Genomic DNA, 18,052 nt, shown 5'->3' with positions numbered 1-18,052 from the left:
ACTTACCTACCCCACCCTTGCCAACGAAGAGACTGATCCGGGCATGGGTAGGCGCCGCGGGATCACTCAGCCTCGACTCGTTTCTTGAGGTCCTTCAGTGCGGTGTCGGTCAACCTGCGCTCAGCCTTCCGCTTGAGCAGGCCGATCATCGGAATGATCAGGTCGACCGACAATTCATAGGTGACGTCGGTGCCAGATCCGCTCGGAGACAAGTGGTATGCGCCCTCGAGCGACTTGAGCAGCGAACTGGACACCAGCTTCCAAGTCACCGAGCGGCGATCGGGCGGCCAGTCGTACTCCAGCACCATGGTGTCTTTGAGCACCGCGGCGTCGAGCAACAGCCGGGCCGTCTTGGGAAAGCCCTCGTCGTCGGCCTGCAAGACCTCGGTCTCCTTGTACTCGGCGACCCAGTCCGGGTAGGAGCCGATGTCGGCGATGACGTCCATCACCGTCGATGGATCCGCGTCGATGTAGATGGTCTGTGCCGTTTTGTCCGCCACTAAGCCGCTTCCTGTCGTTCCGCGCGCCCGCGTTTACCCTCGATGAAATAAAAACTTACCCGCCGCCGCCGGGTCTGACCCAGTATCAGGCCCGCGGAGGCATCCCAACCGGCCGCGACGCCTCCAGCTTCTGCTTCAGTTCGAAGGACATCTTCTTGCCCGCCACCCGGCGCTGGTGATTCAGCGTGGCCAGGTTCATCTTGGCCAGCTGCCAGGCGGCCACCCCGGCGGGCTCGGCGTGCAGGAAGTAGTTCAGGATCACGCCGTCGAGCGACGGCTCCAGCCAGACCTCCATCGTTCCGGTCAGCGCGCCGTTGACGCTCCAGCGGTGCCCGAGGGGGCCGCGATCATCGATCACCGTCAGATGCAGGTCCGGCCACCAGCGCCGCCAGCTCGCCCGATCCGCGACGGCCTTGCCGACCTCGACGGGGTCGGCGGCCACGAACGTCTGATCGGCGACCTGGATGCTGTTCATCGCCACTAGCTTCACATATGCCGCCGCCGTGCCTACTAGGCTGGTCGGGCAAAACCGCTACCACCCGGAGGCCACACCGTGCGCGAGGTCAGTGTTCCCGCATCGTTCGACGTCGAGGAGCACGACAACATCGTCAGCTCCGTGTATGCGCACGAACGCGACGACCCCGACCTCGTGATCTTCCAGCGCCTCGTCGATGGTGACTGGAAGAACGTCACGGCCGCGCAGGCGGCAGAGCAGATTCGCTCGGTGGCACTCGGGTTGATCGCCGAGGGTGTTGCGCCCGGTGACCGGGTGGCCGTGTTCTCGGCCACCCGCTACGAGTGGCCGATCATCGACTTCGCGATCCTGTCGGTCGGCGCCTTGACCGTGCCGATCTATGAGACCAGCTCAGTCGAGCAGGTGCGTCACGTGCTCAGTGATTCCGGTGCGGTTCTGGTGTTCGCCGAAACGGACGCGCACGCCGAAAAGATCGACCACCTGAAGGACGAACTGCCGGATCTGCGAAAGGTGTTGCGTATCGACAGTTCCGGCGCGTCGGCGCTGGACGAGTTGACCGCGGCGGGCAAGTCGGTCGACACGGGCGAACTCGACGCGCGGCTGGCAAGCATCAAGGCGTCCGACCCCGCGACGCTGATCTACACCTCGGGCACGACCGGCAGGCCCAAGGGCTGCCAGCTGACCCACTCCAACCTCGTCTACGAGATCCGTGGGGCCAAGGCGTCCTTCCCGACGTTGCTCGACAAGGGCGAGCGCCTGCTGGTGTTCCTGCCCCTGGCGCACGTGCTGGCCCGCGCGATCACCATCGCCGCGTTCTCCAACAAGGTGACGCTCGGGTTCACCAGCGACATCAAGAACCTGGTGCCGATGTTCGGGTTGTTCAAGCCGACGCTGGTGGTGTCGGTGCCCCGGGTGTTCGAGAAGGTCTACAACACCGCCGAGCAGAATGCGCGCAGCGACGGCAAGGGCCGGATCTTCGAGGCCGCCGTCAACACCGCGATCGAGTGGAGCCAGGCACAGGAAAACGGCCGCGGACGCGAGGAGCGGAAAGGCAAAGGTCCCGGTCTGCTGTTGCGCGTCAAGCACGCGGTGTTCGACCGGTTGGTCTACGGCAAGCTGCGCGCCGCGCTCGGCGGCGACTGCCATGCCGCGATCTCGGGCGGTGCACCGCTGGGTGCCCGGCTCGGCCACTTCTACCGCGGCGTCGGGCTGACCATCTACGAGGGCTACGGGCTGACCGAGACCAGCGCGGCGATCACCGTGAACCAGATCAACGCGATCAAGATCGGCTCGGTTGGGAAACTGTTGCCGGGCAACAGCATGCGCCTCAACGACGACGACGAGCTGTTGGTGCGCGGCGGCGTGGTGTTCGCAGGCTACTGGCACAACGAGGAGGAGACCCGCGCCGTGTTCTCCGACGGCTGGTTCCACACCGGTGACCTCGGCGCGATCGACGACGAGGGTTTCCTGACCATCGTCGGCCGCAAGAAGGAGATCATCGTCACCGCGGGCGGCAAGAACGTCGCCCCCGCCATTCTGGAAGACCGGCTGCGCGCGCACCCGCTGATCAGCCAGGCTATGTGTGTCGGCGACGCCAAACCGTTCATCGCCGCGCTCATCACGATCGATCCCGAGGCCTGGCCCGGCTGGAAGGAGCGCAACGGCAAGAACACCGACGCGACGGTCGCGGACCTCGCCGACGACCCTGACCTCACGGCCGAGATCGACCTTGCCGTCAAGGAAGCCAACCAAGCGGTGTCGAAGGCCGAGGCGATCCGCAAGTTCCGCATCCTGCCCGTCGACTTCACCGAGGACACCGGAGAGTTGACGCCGACGCTGAAGGTCAAGCGCAAGGTGGTGGCGGAGAAGTTCGCCTCCGACATCGAGGGCCTCTACGACAGGGCCTGATCTACGGATTCAACAGGCACTGCAGTCTGGCGGCCTGGCTGCGCCACTGCCAGTTGTCCACTGCCCAGCGCCGGCCTGCGGCGCCCATCTGGGCGGCCCACTGGGGATCGGCGAGTATTTCGCTTACGGCAGTGGCGATCTCGTCGACGTTGTTTCCGTCGACGACACGCCCCGTCTCGCCGTCTTGCACCGTCTCCGGCGCCCCGCCCGAATTGCCGGCGACCACCGGAATACCCGTCGCCGACGCCTCCAGGTAGACGATGCCAAGGCCTTCGACATCGAGGCCGGCGCCGCGGGTCCGGCACGGCATCGCGAACACGTCGGCCATCGCGTGATGGGCGGGCAGCTCGGCGCCGGGCACCCCGCCGGTGAAGATCACGTGCTCGGTGACGCCCGCCTCCCCGGCGAGCCGGTGCAGCCTCTCGAGGTAGGGTCCGCCGCCGACGATGACCAGGGTCGCACCGTCGACGCGGTTCCGGATCGCGGGCAAGGCGCGGATCAGCATGTCCTGGCCCTTACGGGGCACCAGCCTCGACAGACAGACGATCACCGGGCGGTCGCCCAGCCCGTATCGCGATCGCATCTCCGCACGCGCGGCGGGATCGGGTGCGAACCGGTCGGTGTCGACGCCCGGCGGCACGTATTCCAGCGCGGCGTGCGGTCCGAACGCCGACGCGAACCGGCCCCGTGTGTAGCGGCTGACGTAGGTGACCGAGTCGGTGCCGTCGCCGATACGGCGCAGTGCGGTGCGGGCCACCGGCAGCATCGACCAGCCGACCTCGTGCCCGTGCGTGCTGGCAATGACCCGTCGGGCGCCTGCACTGCGCGCGCGCGGCGCCAACAGCGCAAGGGGCGCGGCCGCGCCGAACCAGACCGTCTCGATGTCGTTGTCCGCGATCAGCCGCCGCATCCTGTCGTCCACGCCGGGAACGGGCAGCATCAGGGTGGTCGGGTGGCGCACCACCTGATAGCCGGTCGCCGTGGCCTCGGCGTCGAATTCCTCGCAGCCCTTCCACTTCGGCGCGTACACCGTCAGCGTGTGGTCGTCACTCGAGCGCACGAGTTGCCCGACGAGTTCATGCAGATACGACTGGATCCCGCCGCGGCGCGGCGGAAAGTCGTTGGTAACCAGCAGAACGCGGGCCATGACGGTCAGGCTATCCGGCCAACCAGGCACGCCAGTCGGCCAGCACCTCACCGAGGTCGGCGCCCAGCGTCTCCGACACGGCCGTCTCGATACCGGGATGGCCGGGCCCGCAGGCCCGTTGGTACAGGCGCCGCAGGGCCGCGGTGCCGTACCGGTCGGCGACGAATCGGGTGAACCACCAGGCGCGGTCGTAGGCGAGTGTGCGGGTGCGCCCGACGGTCTCCAGGTCGGCGTCGGAGGGCAGAACCGCCATCTCGGCTGCCCGCTCGGGTCCCGGCCGCGGCGCCGCAGGTCTGGCCACGAAGTCGGCGACGCCCTCGGTCAGCCACCGCGGAGCGTCAGGTGCGGTATCGGCCCGCGCTGCGAAGTGAAAGAGTTCATGGCGCAGAACAATTCGCAATGCGGCATCGCTCATCGCGGCGGCACCCGGCGCGAAAACAATGCGCTGGCCCGTCGTCGCCGCGGCGATGTCGGACCCTCCGCCCGCCAGCGTGCGGAATTGTTCATCGGTCGCGGTGGCGACGATGACGATGTCGCGGCGCCAGTCCTCACCCCAGAACGCCGTCACGGCGGCGACGGCATCGTCCATCGCGACTGACACCCGGTCGAGCAGCGGCTGCGTTGTCGAGCCACCCAGATTCATCAGTTCCACCGTGCGACCGTCGGCGACCGTCACGCTGCGCGACGCCACCGCAGACGTGGTGGGCGTCGCCGCCGGAGCAGGTGTGAAAGCAGAGGAACCCGGCCTGCCGACGAGCGTCACCGCCGCGATCAGCTCGACGATCAGCAGCAGGCCCAGCAGTGCGCGACTAGTACCGGCGAACGTTGTGGATCGGGGCATTGTTCACCGGTGCCACTTGCACCGGCGTGCCGTAGGTGGACGCGTGCACCATCATTCCGTCGCCGATGTAGATCGCCGCATGGGAGGCGTCGGAGTAGTACGTCACGACGTCGCCCGGCTGCATCTGCGACATGTCCACCGACTGACCACCGCGGGCCAGCGCCTGGCTGGAGTGCGGCAGCGAGATGCCCGCCTGCTGGAACGCCCACATCACCAGGCCCGAGCAGTCGAACTGGTTGGGCCCGGATCCGCCCCATGTATAGGGAGAGCCGATCCTTGTCAGCGCGGCCTGGACCGCCATCGTGCCTTCGCCGCCGGGCGCCTCGGGGACGAGGGCGCCTTCCGGCGGTGCGACGTCGCCCGGTGGGATGGCGTCGGGCGGGGCGGCCACGATCGCCGGGTCTTCTGGAGCAGGCGGTGCTGCCTCAGGAAGTGGAGGCGGCGGCGGGACTGCTGCGAGGGCTTCGCGCTGACCGGGTGTCAACGCCTGGAACTGCGACTTCACGACGGCGACCTGCACCTGCAGCTGGCTTTGCTTGCTTTGCAGGTCCGCGCGCACCGCTGCGGCCTGCTCAGCTGCCGTCTTCGCGTCGGCCGCCGACTTGGCGGAGGCCTCCTGGGCCTTGGCGGCCTCGGCGTTGACGGTTCGGTAGCTGTTCATCTGCGCCGACATCTCCGAGGCCATCACCCGCTGCACCGAGAGTTGCTCGATGAGCCGCTGCGGTGAGTCGGCCGTCAGCATCGCGTCCATGCCGCTGGTTCTACCGCCCATGTATTGGGCAGCGGCAAACTTGTCGACCGCTGACTGGAACGTTGCCAATTCCGCCGTGGCCTTGTCGAGCGCCGCCTGGTCGGCGGTGTGCTTCGCGTCGGCTTCCTGCTGCGCGGCCAGCTTGTTGTTGAGGTCCAGCTGTGCCGAATGCATCGCCTCGGTGGTCCGCTCGGCCTGCCGCGACAGTTCATTCAGTTTTGCCAGCGCATCATCGGCGGGGTCGGCGTGCACGTTGCCTGCGACAACACTTGCGACCAGCATCAAGCCCGCTATCGCACATATGATTGGTCGCTTAACTCCGCGCGTGATCCGCTGCGTAAGGTCGAGCGTCAAGGTTTTGTGTCCTCAAACTGCCGTTGGCGAGCCGCCCCGAACTGTCCTAGGTCTCAGACAGGTTACGAAACGGCATCACCCTTGTCCAAACAAGAGACGCAAATTTAACAGCCTCTCAGAGTTTTTCGGACGCGATCGATTGCCAGGCGTGTCGTCAGGCGACGACTCCCGAACTGCCCGGCCGGTGAATCGGCACCAGCCGCAGCCGCGGAGCCATCCCGGCCTCCGCGAGTACCTCGAGCGCCGCGCGCTCGTCTACCAACAGGGTGTCCGGCACGCCGAGCAGCACACTCACGACGCAGTCGTTGCAGCCGGGGCCACGCACGGCACAGTCATCGCAATCGATGGTGACCGCTCCCGTATCCGTGCCCTGCTTATCGGCCTCGTCCATCTGCCGTCCTCTCGATCTACAGTTAGTCGCACGGTAACGGGCACCACCGACATCCGGGCGTGGCACTTCAACGCTGTCGGTAGCAGTGCCTACCTTCAGCGCATGGGCCAGCTCAGCTTCGCCGACGTCGATGCGCTGGCCGACCTCTCGCTGCGGGACACCACCTTCGTCGTCGTCGACCTCGAGACGACGGGGGGCCGCGCAACCGGCGATGGCCACAACGTCGACGCCATCACCGAGATCGGCGCCGTGAAGGTGCGCGGCGGGGCGGTGTTGGGCGAGCTGGCCACGCTGATCGACCCCGGCCGCAGCATTCCACCGCAGATCGTCGCGCTCACCGGCATCACCTCGGCCATGGTGTGCGACGCGCCCAAGATCGACTCGGTGCTGCCTGCGTTCCTCGAGTTCTCCCGTGGCGCGGTCCTGGTCGCCCACAACGCGGGCTTCGACATCGGCTTCCTGCGCGCCGCCGCGGAGCGGTGCCAGATCGCCTGGCCGCGCCCGCCGGTGCTCTGCACCGTGCGGTTGGCCCGGCGGGTGCTCACCCGCGACGAAGCCCCCAGCGTTCGGCTCTCGGCACTGGCCCGGTTGTTCGGTGCCGCCACCACACCGACACACCGTGCGCTCGACGACGCGCGAGCCACCGTCGACGTGCTTCACGGGCTCATCGAGCGGGTCGGCAACCAGGGCGTGCACACCTACACCGAACTGCGCTCCTATCTGCCCGACGTGACACAGGCGCAGCGCCGCAAGCGAGTGCTCGCCGCGAACCTGCCCCACCGGCCCGGCGTCTACCTGTTCCGCGGCCCGGCCAACGACGTGCTCTATGTCGGCACGGCGGTCGATCTGCGCAGGCGGGCCGGCCAGTACTTCAACGGCTCCGACTCGCGGCCGCGCATGAAGGAGATGGTCGCGCTGGCCACCGCCGTGGACCACGTCGAGTGCGCACACGACCTGGAGGCGGGCGTGCGCGAGCTGCGGCTGCTCGCCGCGCATTCGCCGCCGTACAACCGCCGGTCGAAGTTCCCGCAGCGGTGGTGGTGGATCGTGCTGACCGACGAGGCGTTCCCGCGGCTGTCGATCGTGCGAAGGCCGAAGGGCGACAGCGCCGTTGGGCCGTTTCGGGCGCGCGCCGACGCCGTCGAGACGGCCGACTTGCTGGCTCGTTTCACCGGGCTGCGCACCTGCACCACAAGGATCGGGCGCTCCGCGCACCACGGCCCCGCCTGCCCCGAACGCGAGTTGTCGCCCTGCCCGGCGCGTCGCGGTGTCCCCGCCGCCGAATACGCGGAGGCACCCCGGCGCGCGGCGGCGCTGATCGACGGGCTGGAGGATTCCGCGCTGTCGGCGGTGCAGTCCCACATCGGCGAACTCGCCGCGCACCACCGCTACGAGACCGCCGCACGGCTGCGCGATCACGCGGCCGCCGCGATTGATGTGCTGTGGCGCGGTCAGCGGCTGCGCGCACTCGCGGCGGTCACCGAACTCGTCGCCGCACGACCCGACGGCAGCGGCGGATGGCACCTGGCGGTGGTTCGGTGCGGACAGCTGGCGGGCGCAGGCGTCGCACATCGCGGCGTTCCACCGATGCCGGTCGTCGACGCGATAAGTGCTGCGGCACAGGCGATCCTGCCAGAGCCCGCCCCGCTGGGTGGCGCGCTGGTGGAGGAGGTCGCGCTGATCATGCGCTGGCTCGCCCAGCCCGGTGTTCGCATCGTGCGGGCCGAGCCCGGTTGGGCGTCGCCGGTGGGGTGCGCGGGACGGTGGGCGACATGGGCCGCCTCGGCGCGGTCGGCGCGGCTGGCCGCCGAACAGACCCTCGACTCGTCACACCTGCTGAGTGAACCGCACCCAACGCGCGAGCAGCTTTTCGGCCGCCCCGGTGTCGATCGCCTCAACGGCCCGGTTCAGCCCCGACTCCCAGGCCGACAGCCATTCGGCGCCACTGGCTAGCCCGGCGTGGGCCACCATCGCGCCCGCGGCGTTGAGGATCACCGCGTCGCGGACGGGGCCCTTGGCGCCGGCCAGCACCTCGCGTGCCTCCGCCGCATTGGCTTCGGCGTCGCCGCCCACCAATTCGGATATGTCGGCACGCGCGAACCCGAATCCCGCCGGATCGAACGACAGCTTCTCGACCGTGCCCGCCTGTACCCGCCAGATGGTGCTCGTCGTCGTGGTGGTGAGTTCGTCGAGCCCGTCGTCACCATGCACCACCAACACGCTGCACCGCCGAGTCGCGAACACCCCCGCCATCACCTCGGCAAGATCGCCCCATGCGCAACCGATCAGTCCCGCGCGCGGCGCACCCGGATTCGTCAGCGGCCCAAGCAGATTGAACACGGTGGGCACACCGATCTCGCGGCGCGCCACCGACGCGTACCGATACGACGGGTGAAACTGCGGCGCGAAGCAGAAGCCGATCCCGACCTCGGCGACGCTGCGCGCCACCTGTTCGGGATCGAGGTCGATGCGCACCCCGAGGGCTTCCAGCGTGTCGGCGCCGCCGCTGCGCGACGACGCGGCCCGGTTGCCGTGCTTGACCACCGGCACCCCCGCGGCGGCCACCACGATGGCTGCCATCGTGGACAAGTTGACCGTGTTCGCACCGTCGCCGCCGGTGCCCACCACGTCGACGGTGTCGTTACCTATCTCGGCGGTAGGCACCCGCAGCGCGTAGGACAGCATGGTGTTGGCCAGTTCGGTCACCTCGGCCGAGGTCGGCCCCTTCATCTTCATCGACACGCCGAACGCCGCGATCTGCGCCGGAGTGGCCGCTCCGGTCATGATCTGGTCCATCGCCCAGGCCGCCTGGCCGAGCTCCAGTGGCTTTTGAGTGGTCAGCCGACCCAGGATCAGCGGCCACGACGGCTCGGAGCGCGAAGAAGTCACCCGAAGATTATGACAATTGCTCGACCCGGGTGGAGATGAACAACTACAAAGCGTCATACTTGCGGTGTGACGAGCGCTGTAGGGACGTCGGGAACCGCGATCACGTCGCGAGTTCATTCGCTCAACCGGCCCAATATGGTCAGTGTTGGCACCATCGTATGGCTCTCCAGCGAGCTCATGTTCTTTGCTGGGCTATTCGCCATGTACTTCACCGCACGTTCACAGGCCGGGGGTGAATGGCCGCCCCCTCCGACCGAACTGAACCTCTATCAGGCCGTCCCGGTGACGATGGTGCTCATCGCGTCGTCCTTCACCTGCCAGATGGGGGTGTTCGCCGCCGAACGCGGCGATGTTTTCGGGTTGCGGCGCTGGTATGCCCTCACGTTCCTGATGGGCCTGTTCTTCGTGCTCGGTCAGGGCTACGAGTACATCCACCTCGTCGAGCACGGCACCACGATTTCCAGCAGCGCATACGGGTCGGTCTTCTACCTGCCCACCGGATTCCACGGCCTGCACGTCATCGGCGGACTCATCGCGTTCATCTTCCTGCTGGCTCGCACGAAGATGACCAAATTCACACCCGCTCAGGCCACCGCCGCGATCGTCGTCTCGTACTACTGGCACTTCGTCGACATCGTGTGGATCGCGCTGTTCGCCACCATCTACTTCGTCCGATGAGGGGATCGATGACCAGCAAGTCCCGGCGCCGGCTTCGTCGGCGATTCTCAGCGGCGGTGCTGCTGCTGATCGGACTGGGCGTCGCGGGTGGCGTTGCTGCCACGCTGACGCCGACGCCGCAGGTGGCTGTCGCCGACGAGTCGGCCTCGGCGATGCTGCGCACGGGCAAACAGTTGTTCGACACGTCCTGCGTGACCTGCCACGGCATCAACCTGCAGGGTGTGGCCGATCGCGGTCCCAGCCTCATCGGCGTCGGCGAGGCCGCCGTGTACTTCCAGGTGTCGACCGGCCGCATGCCCGCCATGCGCGGTGAAGCCCAGGCGCCGCAGAAGCCGCCGCAGTTCGACGAGCAGCAAATCGACGCGCTCGGCGCCTACGTACAGGCCAACGGCGGCGGCCCCACTGTTCCGCGAGAGCAGAACGGCCAGGTTGCTGATCAGTCGCTTGTCGGACACGACGTCGCCCGCGGCAGTGATCTGTTCCGGCTCAACTGCGCGTCCTGCCACAACTTCACGGGTAAGGGCGGAGCGCTGTCGTCGGGTAAGTACGCACCCGAGCTGACCGATGCCAAACCGGCGCAGATCTACACCGCCATGCTGACGGGTCCGCAGAACATGCCCAAGTTCTCCGATCGGCAGCTCTCGCCCGACGAGAAGCGCGACATCGTCGCCTATGTGCGGATGTCAGCCGACGCGCCGAATCCCGGCGGCTACGGCCTCGGAGGTCTCGGACCCACCACAGAGGGCATGGCCGCCTGGATCATCGGGATTGTCGCCGTCGTTGGGGCGGCCCTGTGGATCGGAGCCCGGTCGTGACAGAGCGAGGAGCCGACGGCGGATCGCGCATCGGTAGCGACGCCGAGAACGCCCCAAGGGGCACCGACGTTCCCGGCCATGCCGGGGTACCGGGGCAGCCCAGCGACGCCGAACTTGCGTCGATGTCGCGCGAAGAACTGGTCGAGCTCGGCGGCAAACTCGACGGCGTCGAAATCGTCTACAAGGAAGACCGCTGGCCCGTACAGGGCACCAAGGCCGAGAAGCGCGCCGAACGCTCGGTGGCGAATTGGCTTCTGCTGGGCGGTCTTTCGGGAGTCGCACTGCTGCTGGTATTCCTATTCTGGCCCTGGGAGTACAAGGGCGGGGAAGCCGACGGCCACTGGTGGTACGACCTGGCCACGCCGCTGTACGGGCTGACGTTCGGCCTTTCGATCCTCGCGATCGGCATCGGCGCCGTGCTGTACCAGAAGAAGTTCATCCCGGAAGAGATCTCCATCCAGGATCGTCACGACGGTCGCTCCCCCGAGATCCAGCGCAAGACCGTCGCGGCCAACCTCACGGATGCCTTGGAGGGCTCAACACTTAAGCGTCGCAAGCTGATCGGGTTGTCGCTCGGCATCGGTCTCGGCGCGTTCGGTGCCGGCACATTGGTCGCATTCATCGGCGGTCTGATCAAGAACCCGTGGAAGCCGGTGGTTCCGACCGCCGACGGCAAGAAGGCCGTGCTGTGGACGTCCGGTTGGACGCCGACGTTCCATGGCGAGACGATCTTCCTGGCCAATTCCACCGGTAAGCCCGGGGCGTCTCCGTTCGTCAAGGTTCGGCCGGAGGACCTCGACGCGGGCGGCATGCTCACCGTGTTCCCGTGGCGCGAATCCGACGGTGACGGGACCACCGTCGAATCCCACGAGCGGCTGAGCGAGATAGCCATGGGTGTCCGCAACCCCGTGATGCTCATCCGCATCAAGCCGGGCGATATAGGCAAGGTGGTCAAGCGCAAGGGCCAGGAGAGCTTCAACTTCGGCGATCTGTTCGCCTACACCAAGGTTTGCTCACACTTGGGTTGTCCCTCATCGCTTTACGAGCAGCAGACCTATCGCATCCTCTGCCCGTGCCACCAGTCGCAGTTCGATGCCCTGCACTTCGCCAAACCGATATTCGGCCCCGCTGCGCGCGCTCTGGCGCAACTGCCCATCACCATCGACAAGGACGGGTATCTGGTCGCCAACGGCGACTTCATCGAGCCCGTCGGTCCGGCATTCTGGGAACGGAAAACAGTATGAGTCCGAAACTGCCGACACTGCCGAAGCCACCGAGCATCGCCGAACAGGGCGACGCGATCGATTCGCGCTACCACCCCTCTGCAGCCGTCCGTAGACAGCTGAACAAGGTGTTCCCCACCCACTGGTCGTTCCTGCTGGGTGAGATCGCCCTATACAGCTTCATCGTGCTGCTGCTCACCGGCGTGTACCTGACCCTGTTCTTCGACCCGTCCATGGTCGACGTCACCTACAACGGCGTGTATCAACCGCTCCGTGGCGTCGAAATGTCGAAAGCTTTCGCGTCCACCCTTGATATCAGCTTCGAGGTGCGCGGCGGTCTGTTCGTCCGCCAGATCCACCACTGGGCCGCGCTGCTGTTCGCGGCGTCGATCATGGTGCACATGGCCCGCATCTTCTTCACCGGCGCCTTCCGCAGGCCCCGCGAGGCCAACTGGGTGATCGGCTCGCTGCTGCTGATACTGGCCATGTTCGAGGGCTTCTTCGGCTACTCGCTGCCCGACGACCTGCTGTCGGGAACCGGCTTGCGCGCCGCATTCTCGGGCATCACGATGGGCGTTCCGGTCATCGGCACCTGGCTGCACTGGGCGCTTTTTGGCGGTGACTTCCCTTGCGGCGGTGTGGGAAACAACTGTGCTATCGGCATCATCATCCCGCGGCTCTACGCGTTGCACATCCTGCTGATACCGGGCATCATCCTCGCGCTCATCGGTGCCCACCTGGCGCTGGTGTGGTTCCAGAAGCACACCCAGTTCCCCGGGCCAGGGCGCACCGAGACCAATGTCGTCGGTGTCCGCGTCATGCCGGTGTTCGCGGTCAAGTCCGGCGCGTTCTTCGCGGTGACGACCGGCATTCTCGGCATCATGGGCGGCCTACTGCAGATAAACCCGATCTGGCAGCTCGGCCCCTACAAGCCCTCTCAGATTTCGGCGGGCAGCCAGCCGGACTTCTACATGATGTGGACGGACGGCCTCATCCGCCTCTGGCCGGCGTGGGAGTTCTACCCGTTCGGGCACACCATCCCTCAGCCGGTATGGATCGCTGTGCTCATGGGCCTGGTGTTCGGTTTGCTGATCGCGTGGCCGTTCATGGAGAAGAAGTTCTCCGGGGACAACGCACATCACAATCTGTTGCAGCGCCCGCGGGACGCTCCGGTACGCACCGCGATCGGCGCGATGGCCATCGCGTTCTACATGGTGCTGACATTCGCCTGCATGAACGACATCATCGCGCTCAAGTTCCACATCTCGCTGAACGCGACGACCTGGATCGGCCGCATAGGCATGGTGGTGCTGCCCGCGATCGTCTACTACCTCACCTACCGGTGGTGCATCGGACTGCAGCGCAGCGACCGCGCTGTGCTCGAGCACGGCATCGAGACGGGCATCATAAAGCGGCTGCCGCACGGTGCCTACATCGAGCTGCACCAACCGCTCGGACCAGTCGACGATCACGGTCATGCGATTCCGTTGGAGTACCAGGGCGCCCCGGTGCCCAAGCGGTTGAACAAGCTGGGCTTCGGCGGCTCGCCGGGAACCGGCAGCTTCCTGCGCGCCGATCCCGCCGATCAGCAGGAGGCGCTCGTCGAGGCCGAGCACGCCGGAGAACGCAAGGCGCTCACCGCATTGCGCGAGCATCAGGACCGCGACGGCTCGTCCAACGGCGACGGCTCGTCCAACGGGCACGGCTCGTCGAACGGCCACTGAAGCACACGCACGCAGCGCGCCGTTGACCCGTCAGTGGGTGCCGACGAGTTCGTTCAGCTGACGCAGGTAGATCCAGGGAATCGCGGGCATCGCAAGCGTCACCAACCCCGCGATGACGTAAGCGGCCCATGCGAATGTGTCGTGGCCGGCCGCCATCAGATAGGTGGCGATACCGATGGCAAGCAGCGCCACACCCATGGCGGACGCGGTGGCCACGGCGCAGCGCAGCCACAGCCGGTCCACCGCAGGGGGTAGCCCGGCGCCGAATGTGCTGATGCCCACGGCCGACGGCTGAGTACTGCGCTGACGCCCGGCGGCGGCCGACCTCTGCTGGCCAGACCGAATGATCTGGGTGCGCGGATCGGGTGCTCGCGTAACGGCCTGTGTCCGGCCTGTGGCCGCCGGCCTGGCGCCGCCACCCCGACCCGCGCGCGGGTCGTCGAGCGCCGCGCGTCGGGCCCGCACCAACAGCGGTATGGCGCCGACGATGACGAGTGCGGAAACGCCGATGACGCCGTACAGCAACCAGGGCGTGCCCGATTCGGTCGAGGACTGTCGATGTCCGCTGCCCAGGTCGACGAGCGCGACCGTGGCCGCCACCGCGGATCCCAGTACGGCCAGCCAGATCGCCGCGCACACCGCGAGCATGATCCGGTCGACGTTCTCGGCGTCTCCGGACGTCGGATTGAGCCGCGAGCGGGCCGCGGCCCCAGTGTTGTATGTCATCAGCAGCTTGTCTGTGCGGAGTTGCCGGTATTCGAGGACAATACGGTGCCGTCGCTTGTGGTGATCGAGCAGTTGAGCCTGCTGACCAGGAACAGGCTGGACGCCTGCACCGAACCCACCTCGGATTGCGAGATCGGCGTGACCGTCAGCGACCATGGGATGTAGACATTGCGCTGCGTGCGACTGCGGCCGGACGCGTCGATGTAGGTCACCGTGATGATGTCGCCCGGCGCCTTCGTGCCCGTCACCGAATAGGTCACCTGGCGCGGACCCGAGCGTGTCGTCGACGTCGGCGGCGGCGCGGCCGAGGCCGATGGTTGCTCGGGCGCAGGCGGCGGCGGCGCCTCTGCGGGCGGTGCGGGAGCGGGCGGCGGCGGCTCGGTCACCGTGACGGTCTCCGGCGGGGGTGGAGGCGGCGGTTCCTCAGACGACGGCGGCGGAGGCGGCGGCGGGGGCGGAGTCGTCGTGGTGATCTCGTCCTGCACAGGGGGCGCCGACGTCGTCGAGGTCGGCCCACCCGCAGCGTTGAGGTTGTCGGACTCCGTGCCCATCACCAACAGCGAAACGGATACCACCAGCGAGATGGCGGCGATGATCGCGACGACGCCGACCACCCAGGGCCAGCGCGGCGGCCTGCCCGTGTCGACCAGTTCGGTCTTGTCGTAGTCGTCGTAGTCGTAGAGGTCGGCATCGGCGGGCACATAGGGGCCTGCGGTGAATTGCTCTGACTCGGGCGCCGAATAGGCCCGCGAGTGGATCTCGGTTTCACCGGTCGCGTCCTTGACGGCGTCTTCCTCGGCGGTCGGCTCACCCGGTTCCCGATCCAGGCTCTCCGACCCCTCGGAGTCCGGTCCTGGGGAATTCGGCCCGCTCATTTACGCCTATCCTTCTCCACAGATTCATCGGCGCGACAGCAAGCGGCTGACGTTGCCTCGGCAACACTACCCAAGCCGATAAGCGGATCGAATTCGGCAGCGCGGTAGGTGATCAACTGAAGCCCAGATGTGACCTTTGCCGACCGTCGGTGTGGACCCCGACGATCAGTGCTTCTCAGCGCCGGTGTAGTACTCGAAGACAAGGCCTGCGGCCGAGGCGAGCACGAAGACCACGCCTGCGACGATCAACCACGGCAACCACAAGGCGACGCCGACGGCCGTGGCGGAGGCGGCCAGCGCGATGATGATCGGCCACCAGCTGTGCGGGCTGTAAAAACCCAGCTCGCCGGCTCCGTCGCTGATCTCGGCGTCCTCATAGTCCTCGGGTCTGGTGTCGAGCCTGCGCGCGACGAACCGGAAGAAGGTGCCGGTGATGAGTGTCAGGCCTGCGGTCATCACCAGTGCGGTGGCGCCTGCCCACTCCACGCCGCCTTGGCCGAAGATCTGCGTCAGGGCCGCGTAGACCACCGCGGCAAGGATAAAGAAGGCGGTCAGGAATTCGAACAACCTGGCTTCGATGTGCATGTATCCCCTACTTGCTCGCCTGGGGCGTCGCGCCTGCCTGTTCGCCGCGGCGGGTGTCGAACGGGTGAGTGGTGACCGCCGTCGGCGGCTGATTGATGGACATCAGAGCTTCGGCATTGGTTTTGCCCGCACTACGCTGCTGCAGGTATGCCTTGAAGTCGTTGGGTTCGACCACCCGGACCTCGAAGTTCATCATCGAGTGATAAGTGCCGCACATCTCGGTGCAGCGGCCCACGAAGGCGCCGGTCTTCATGATCTCGGTGATCTGGAACTTGTTGTCGGAGTTGTTGGCAGCCGGGTCGGGGATGACGTCGCGCTTGAAGAGGAACTCCGGGACCCAGAAGCCGTGGATCACGTCGGCAGAGGCGATCTGGAACTCGATGCGCTTGCCCGTCGGCAGCACGAGTATGGGGATCTCGTTGCTGGTGCCCAGGGTCTCGACCTTGTCGTAGTTGAGGTACTCCCGGTCCTTTTTCCTGGCGCCGATGCCATGCTCGCCGCCGGAGCCGAACTCACCGCCGCTCGGGCCCTCCAGACCCTCCGGCCCGCCCGCGACGGCCGCCTTGCGCGCGGGGTCGGCGCCGTCGTATGTGAATGTGCCGTCGGTGAACGCGATCTTCTGATAGCCGAACTTCCAGTTCCACTGAAAGGCGGTCACGTCGATGACGACCTCAGGGTTGGGATCCTTGTGTAGCACCTTCTCCTGCACCACGACGGTGAAGTAGAAGAGCACCGAGATGATCAGGAACGGCACCACCGTGAGCACCAGCTCGAGGGGCATGTTGTAGCCGAACTGGCGCGGAAGCTCGGTGTCGCCCTTCTTGTGCCGGTGAAACGCCGAGGTCCAGAAGATCAGGCCCCATACGATCACCCCGACGACCAGTGAGGCGATCACCGAACCGATCCAGAGCTCCCGGTTCACGTGCGCCTCCGGGGTGATGCCGTTCGGCCAGCCCAGGCCGAGCACCTCCGACCAGCTACACCCGCTGAGCAGCAGCGCAGCCGCACCAAGGACGACTGCCAATGCCGCTCTCCGTGCCACCACCCAGCGTCCGCGAGGTGTCACGTCGCAGCCTCCTACAAGTCGGTCGAACCTGCCGAATACTACGCAGCGTAGACCACCCGCGGGTGCTGGTCTCGACACACCTCCCTCTATCTCCGGTCCTCGCGTGCGTCTCCGCATCGGCCCTCACGTCCGCGTGACCAATTCGGCATACTGGCCCGGTGTGCGGACTGCTGGCCCTGCTGACCGACCCGTCCGCCGACCTCTCGGCTGGTCTGGTCGAGGCGGTGTCGGGCGCGTCCCATCTCATGCGTCATCGCGGTCCGGACGAACCCGGCACCTGGCACGACGACCACATCGTGCTGGGCTTCAACCGGCTGTCGATCATCGACATCGCGCACAGCCATCAACCGCTGCGCTGGGGTCCGGCCGAGTCTCCCGACCGCTATGTGCTGGTCTTCAACGGCGAGATCTACAACTACCTCGAACTTCGTGAGGAGCTGGCGAGCGAGCACGGCGCGAGGTTTCACACCGACGGCGACGGTGAGGCGATCATCGCCGCGTACCACTACTGGGGCACCGATGCGCTGACCCGGCTGCGCGGCATGTTCGCGTTCGCACTCTGGGACACAGTCGAGGGCGAATTGCTTTGTGCGCGCGACCCGTTCGGCATCAAGCCGTTGTTCATCGCCACCGGGTCGGCGGGTACGGCGGTCGGCAGCGAGAAAAAGTGCCTGCTCGACCTCGCCGGCGAACTCGGCATCGACGTCGGCATCGACGAACGCGCCGTGCAGCACTACACCGTGCTGCAGTACGTGCCCGAACCCGAGACGCTGCACCGCGGAGTGCGACGGCTGGAGTCCGGCAGCTACGCGCGGGTGCGGCCGGGCGGCCGGCCCGAGGTGACCCGGTATTTCACCCCGCGATTCGCCGCGAAACCATTCGTGACGGGCGCCGAGCAGAGCCGCTACGACGAGATCACCGCCGTGCTCGAGGACTCGGTGGCCAAGCACATGCGCGCCGATGTCACCGTCGGCGCATTCCTGTCCGGCGGCATCGACTCCACCGCCATCGCGGCGCTGGCGATGCGCCACAACCCTCGCCTGATCACCTTCACCACCGGCTTCGAACGGGAAGGTTTCTCGGAGGTCGACGTCGCGGTCGCGT

At 66.9% G+C, this 18,052-nt stretch carries 17 protein-coding genes and 1 pseudogene; 7 read left to right on the top strand and 11 right to left on the bottom strand.

What is annotated here, in order from left to right:
* Positions 1–62: 62 nt before the first annotated feature.
* Positions 63–500 (bottom strand): SRPBCC family protein, encoded by a 438-nt coding sequence (locus tag QOC76_RS04475; protein ID WP_526354612.1) that lies wholly within the window; start codon positions 498–500, stop codon positions 63–65.
* Positions 501–585: 85 nt separating this feature from the next.
* Positions 586–975 carry a C-type lectin-like domain-containing protein gene (locus tag QOC76_RS04470; RefSeq protein ID WP_526354610.1) on the bottom strand — a complete coding sequence of 130 codons (390 nt, stop codon included), beginning with the start codon at positions 973–975 and terminating at the stop codon, positions 586–588.
* A gap of 78 nt (positions 976–1,053) precedes the next feature.
* Between QOC76_RS04470 and QOC76_RS04465 the strand changes: the two genes are divergently transcribed.
* On the top strand, positions 1,054–2,883 hold the full coding sequence (locus QOC76_RS04465; protein ID WP_526354608.1) for an AMP-dependent synthetase/ligase: 1,830 nt from the start codon (positions 1,054–1,056) through the stop codon (positions 2,881–2,883).
* A gap of 1 nt (position 2,884) precedes the next feature.
* On the opposite strand, the gene QOC76_RS04460 is transcribed toward QOC76_RS04465, so the two are convergent.
* The 4 genes from QOC76_RS04460 to QOC76_RS04445 form a co-directional block, all read right to left on the bottom strand.
* On the bottom strand, positions 2,885–4,030 hold the full coding sequence (locus QOC76_RS04460; protein ID WP_526354606.1) for a glycosyltransferase family 4 protein: 1,146 nt from the start codon (positions 4,028–4,030) through the stop codon (positions 2,885–2,887).
* A gap of 10 nt (positions 4,031–4,040) precedes the next feature.
* Positions 4,041–4,871 (bottom strand): eCIS core domain-containing protein, encoded by an 831-nt coding sequence (locus tag QOC76_RS04455; RefSeq protein ID WP_526354604.1) that lies wholly within the window; start codon positions 4,869–4,871, stop codon positions 4,041–4,043.
* On the bottom strand, positions 4,840–5,976 hold the full coding sequence (ripC, locus tag QOC76_RS04450) for a peptidoglycan hydrolase RipC (RefSeq protein WP_526354602.1): 1,137 nt from the start codon (positions 5,974–5,976) through the stop codon (positions 4,840–4,842). Before ripC ends, QOC76_RS04455 begins: the two co-directional genes overlap by 32 nt.
* A gap of 154 nt (positions 5,977–6,130) precedes the next feature.
* A complete protein-coding gene (locus tag QOC76_RS04445) occupies positions 6,131–6,367 on the bottom strand; it encodes a hypothetical protein (RefSeq protein ID WP_526354600.1) in 237 nt (78 codons plus the stop codon).
* Between the two features lie 102 nt (positions 6,368–6,469).
* On the opposite strand from QOC76_RS04445, the pseudogene QOC76_RS04440 reads away from it, so the two are divergent.
* Positions 6,470–8,257: pseudogene (locus QOC76_RS04440) on the top strand (DEDD exonuclease domain-containing protein); the annotation flags it as partial.
* On the opposite strand, the gene trpD reads toward QOC76_RS04440, so the two are convergent.
* On the bottom strand, positions 8,195–9,313 hold the full coding sequence (trpD, locus tag QOC76_RS04435) for an anthranilate phosphoribosyltransferase (protein ID WP_526354598.1): 1,119 nt from the start codon (positions 9,311–9,313) through the stop codon (positions 8,195–8,197). The pseudogene QOC76_RS04440 and the gene trpD overlap by 63 nt on opposite strands.
* A gap of 9 nt (positions 9,314–9,322) precedes the next feature.
* Between trpD and ctaE the strand changes: the two genes are divergently transcribed.
* Genes ctaE through qcrB form a run of 4 tightly spaced genes read left to right on the top strand, consistent with a single transcriptional unit; the run spans position 9,323 to position 13,696 of the window.
* Positions 9,323–9,934 (top strand): aa3-type cytochrome oxidase subunit III, encoded by a 612-nt coding sequence (gene ctaE, locus QOC76_RS04430; protein ID WP_526354596.1) that lies wholly within the window; start codon positions 9,323–9,325, stop codon positions 9,932–9,934.
* A gap of 8 nt (positions 9,935–9,942) precedes the next feature.
* Positions 9,943–10,749 carry a cytochrome bc1 complex diheme cytochrome c subunit gene (qcrC, locus tag QOC76_RS04425; protein WP_526354594.1) on the top strand — a complete coding sequence of 269 codons (807 nt, stop codon included), beginning with the start codon at positions 9,943–9,945 and terminating at the stop codon, positions 10,747–10,749.
* The gene (gene qcrA, locus QOC76_RS04420) at positions 10,746–11,993 is read left to right on the top strand and encodes a cytochrome bc1 complex Rieske iron-sulfur subunit (protein WP_526354592.1); all 1,248 of its coding nucleotides are present in this window, start codon (positions 10,746–10,748) and stop codon (positions 11,991–11,993) included. Before qcrC ends, qcrA begins: the two co-directional genes overlap by 4 nt.
* Positions 11,990–13,696 (top strand): cytochrome bc1 complex cytochrome b subunit, encoded by a 1,707-nt coding sequence (gene qcrB / locus QOC76_RS04415; RefSeq protein ID WP_526354590.1) that lies wholly within the window; start codon positions 11,990–11,992, stop codon positions 13,694–13,696. The genes qcrA and qcrB overlap by 4 nt, the downstream gene beginning before the upstream one ends.
* 30 nt (positions 13,697–13,726) lie before the next feature.
* Here the strand turns inward: qcrB and QOC76_RS04410 are convergent, their stop codons facing one another.
* From QOC76_RS04410 to ctaC, 4 genes are all read right to left on the bottom strand, one after another.
* Entirely contained in the window at positions 13,727–14,422 is a 696-nt protein-coding gene (locus QOC76_RS04410; RefSeq protein ID WP_526354588.1) for a DUF2561 family protein, read from the bottom strand.
* On the bottom strand, positions 14,422–15,297 hold the full coding sequence (locus tag QOC76_RS04405; protein ID WP_526354586.1) for an MmpS family transport accessory protein: 876 nt from the start codon (positions 15,295–15,297) through the stop codon (positions 14,422–14,424). The genes QOC76_RS04410 and QOC76_RS04405 overlap by 1 nt, the downstream gene beginning before the upstream one ends.
* 165 nt (positions 15,298–15,462) lie before the next feature.
* Complete coding sequence (ctaF, locus tag QOC76_RS04400) at positions 15,463–15,882, bottom strand: aa3-type cytochrome oxidase subunit IV (RefSeq protein WP_526354584.1); 420 nt, start codon at positions 15,880–15,882, stop codon at positions 15,463–15,465.
* Between the two features lie 7 nt (positions 15,883–15,889).
* Entirely contained in the window at positions 15,890–16,948 is a 1,059-nt protein-coding gene (gene ctaC, locus QOC76_RS04395) for an aa3-type cytochrome oxidase subunit II (RefSeq protein WP_526354582.1), read from the bottom strand.
* A gap of 158 nt (positions 16,949–17,106) precedes the next feature.
* On the opposite strand from ctaC, the gene asnB reads away from it, so the two are divergent.
* Positions 17,107–18,052 (top strand): asparagine synthase (glutamine-hydrolyzing) (asnB, locus tag QOC76_RS04390; RefSeq protein ID WP_526354580.1); only part of this gene is annotated, 946 nt, incomplete at its 3' end.

Origin of the sequence: Mycobacterium sp. (genome assembly GCF_032159565.1) — a bacterium.
In the GTDB taxonomy this organism is placed as follows: Bacteria; Actinomycetota; Actinomycetes; order Mycobacteriales; family Mycobacteriaceae; genus Mycobacterium.
Note: the sequence above shows the minus strand (reverse complement) of the source record. Positions and strands in the feature narration are given on the sequence as shown.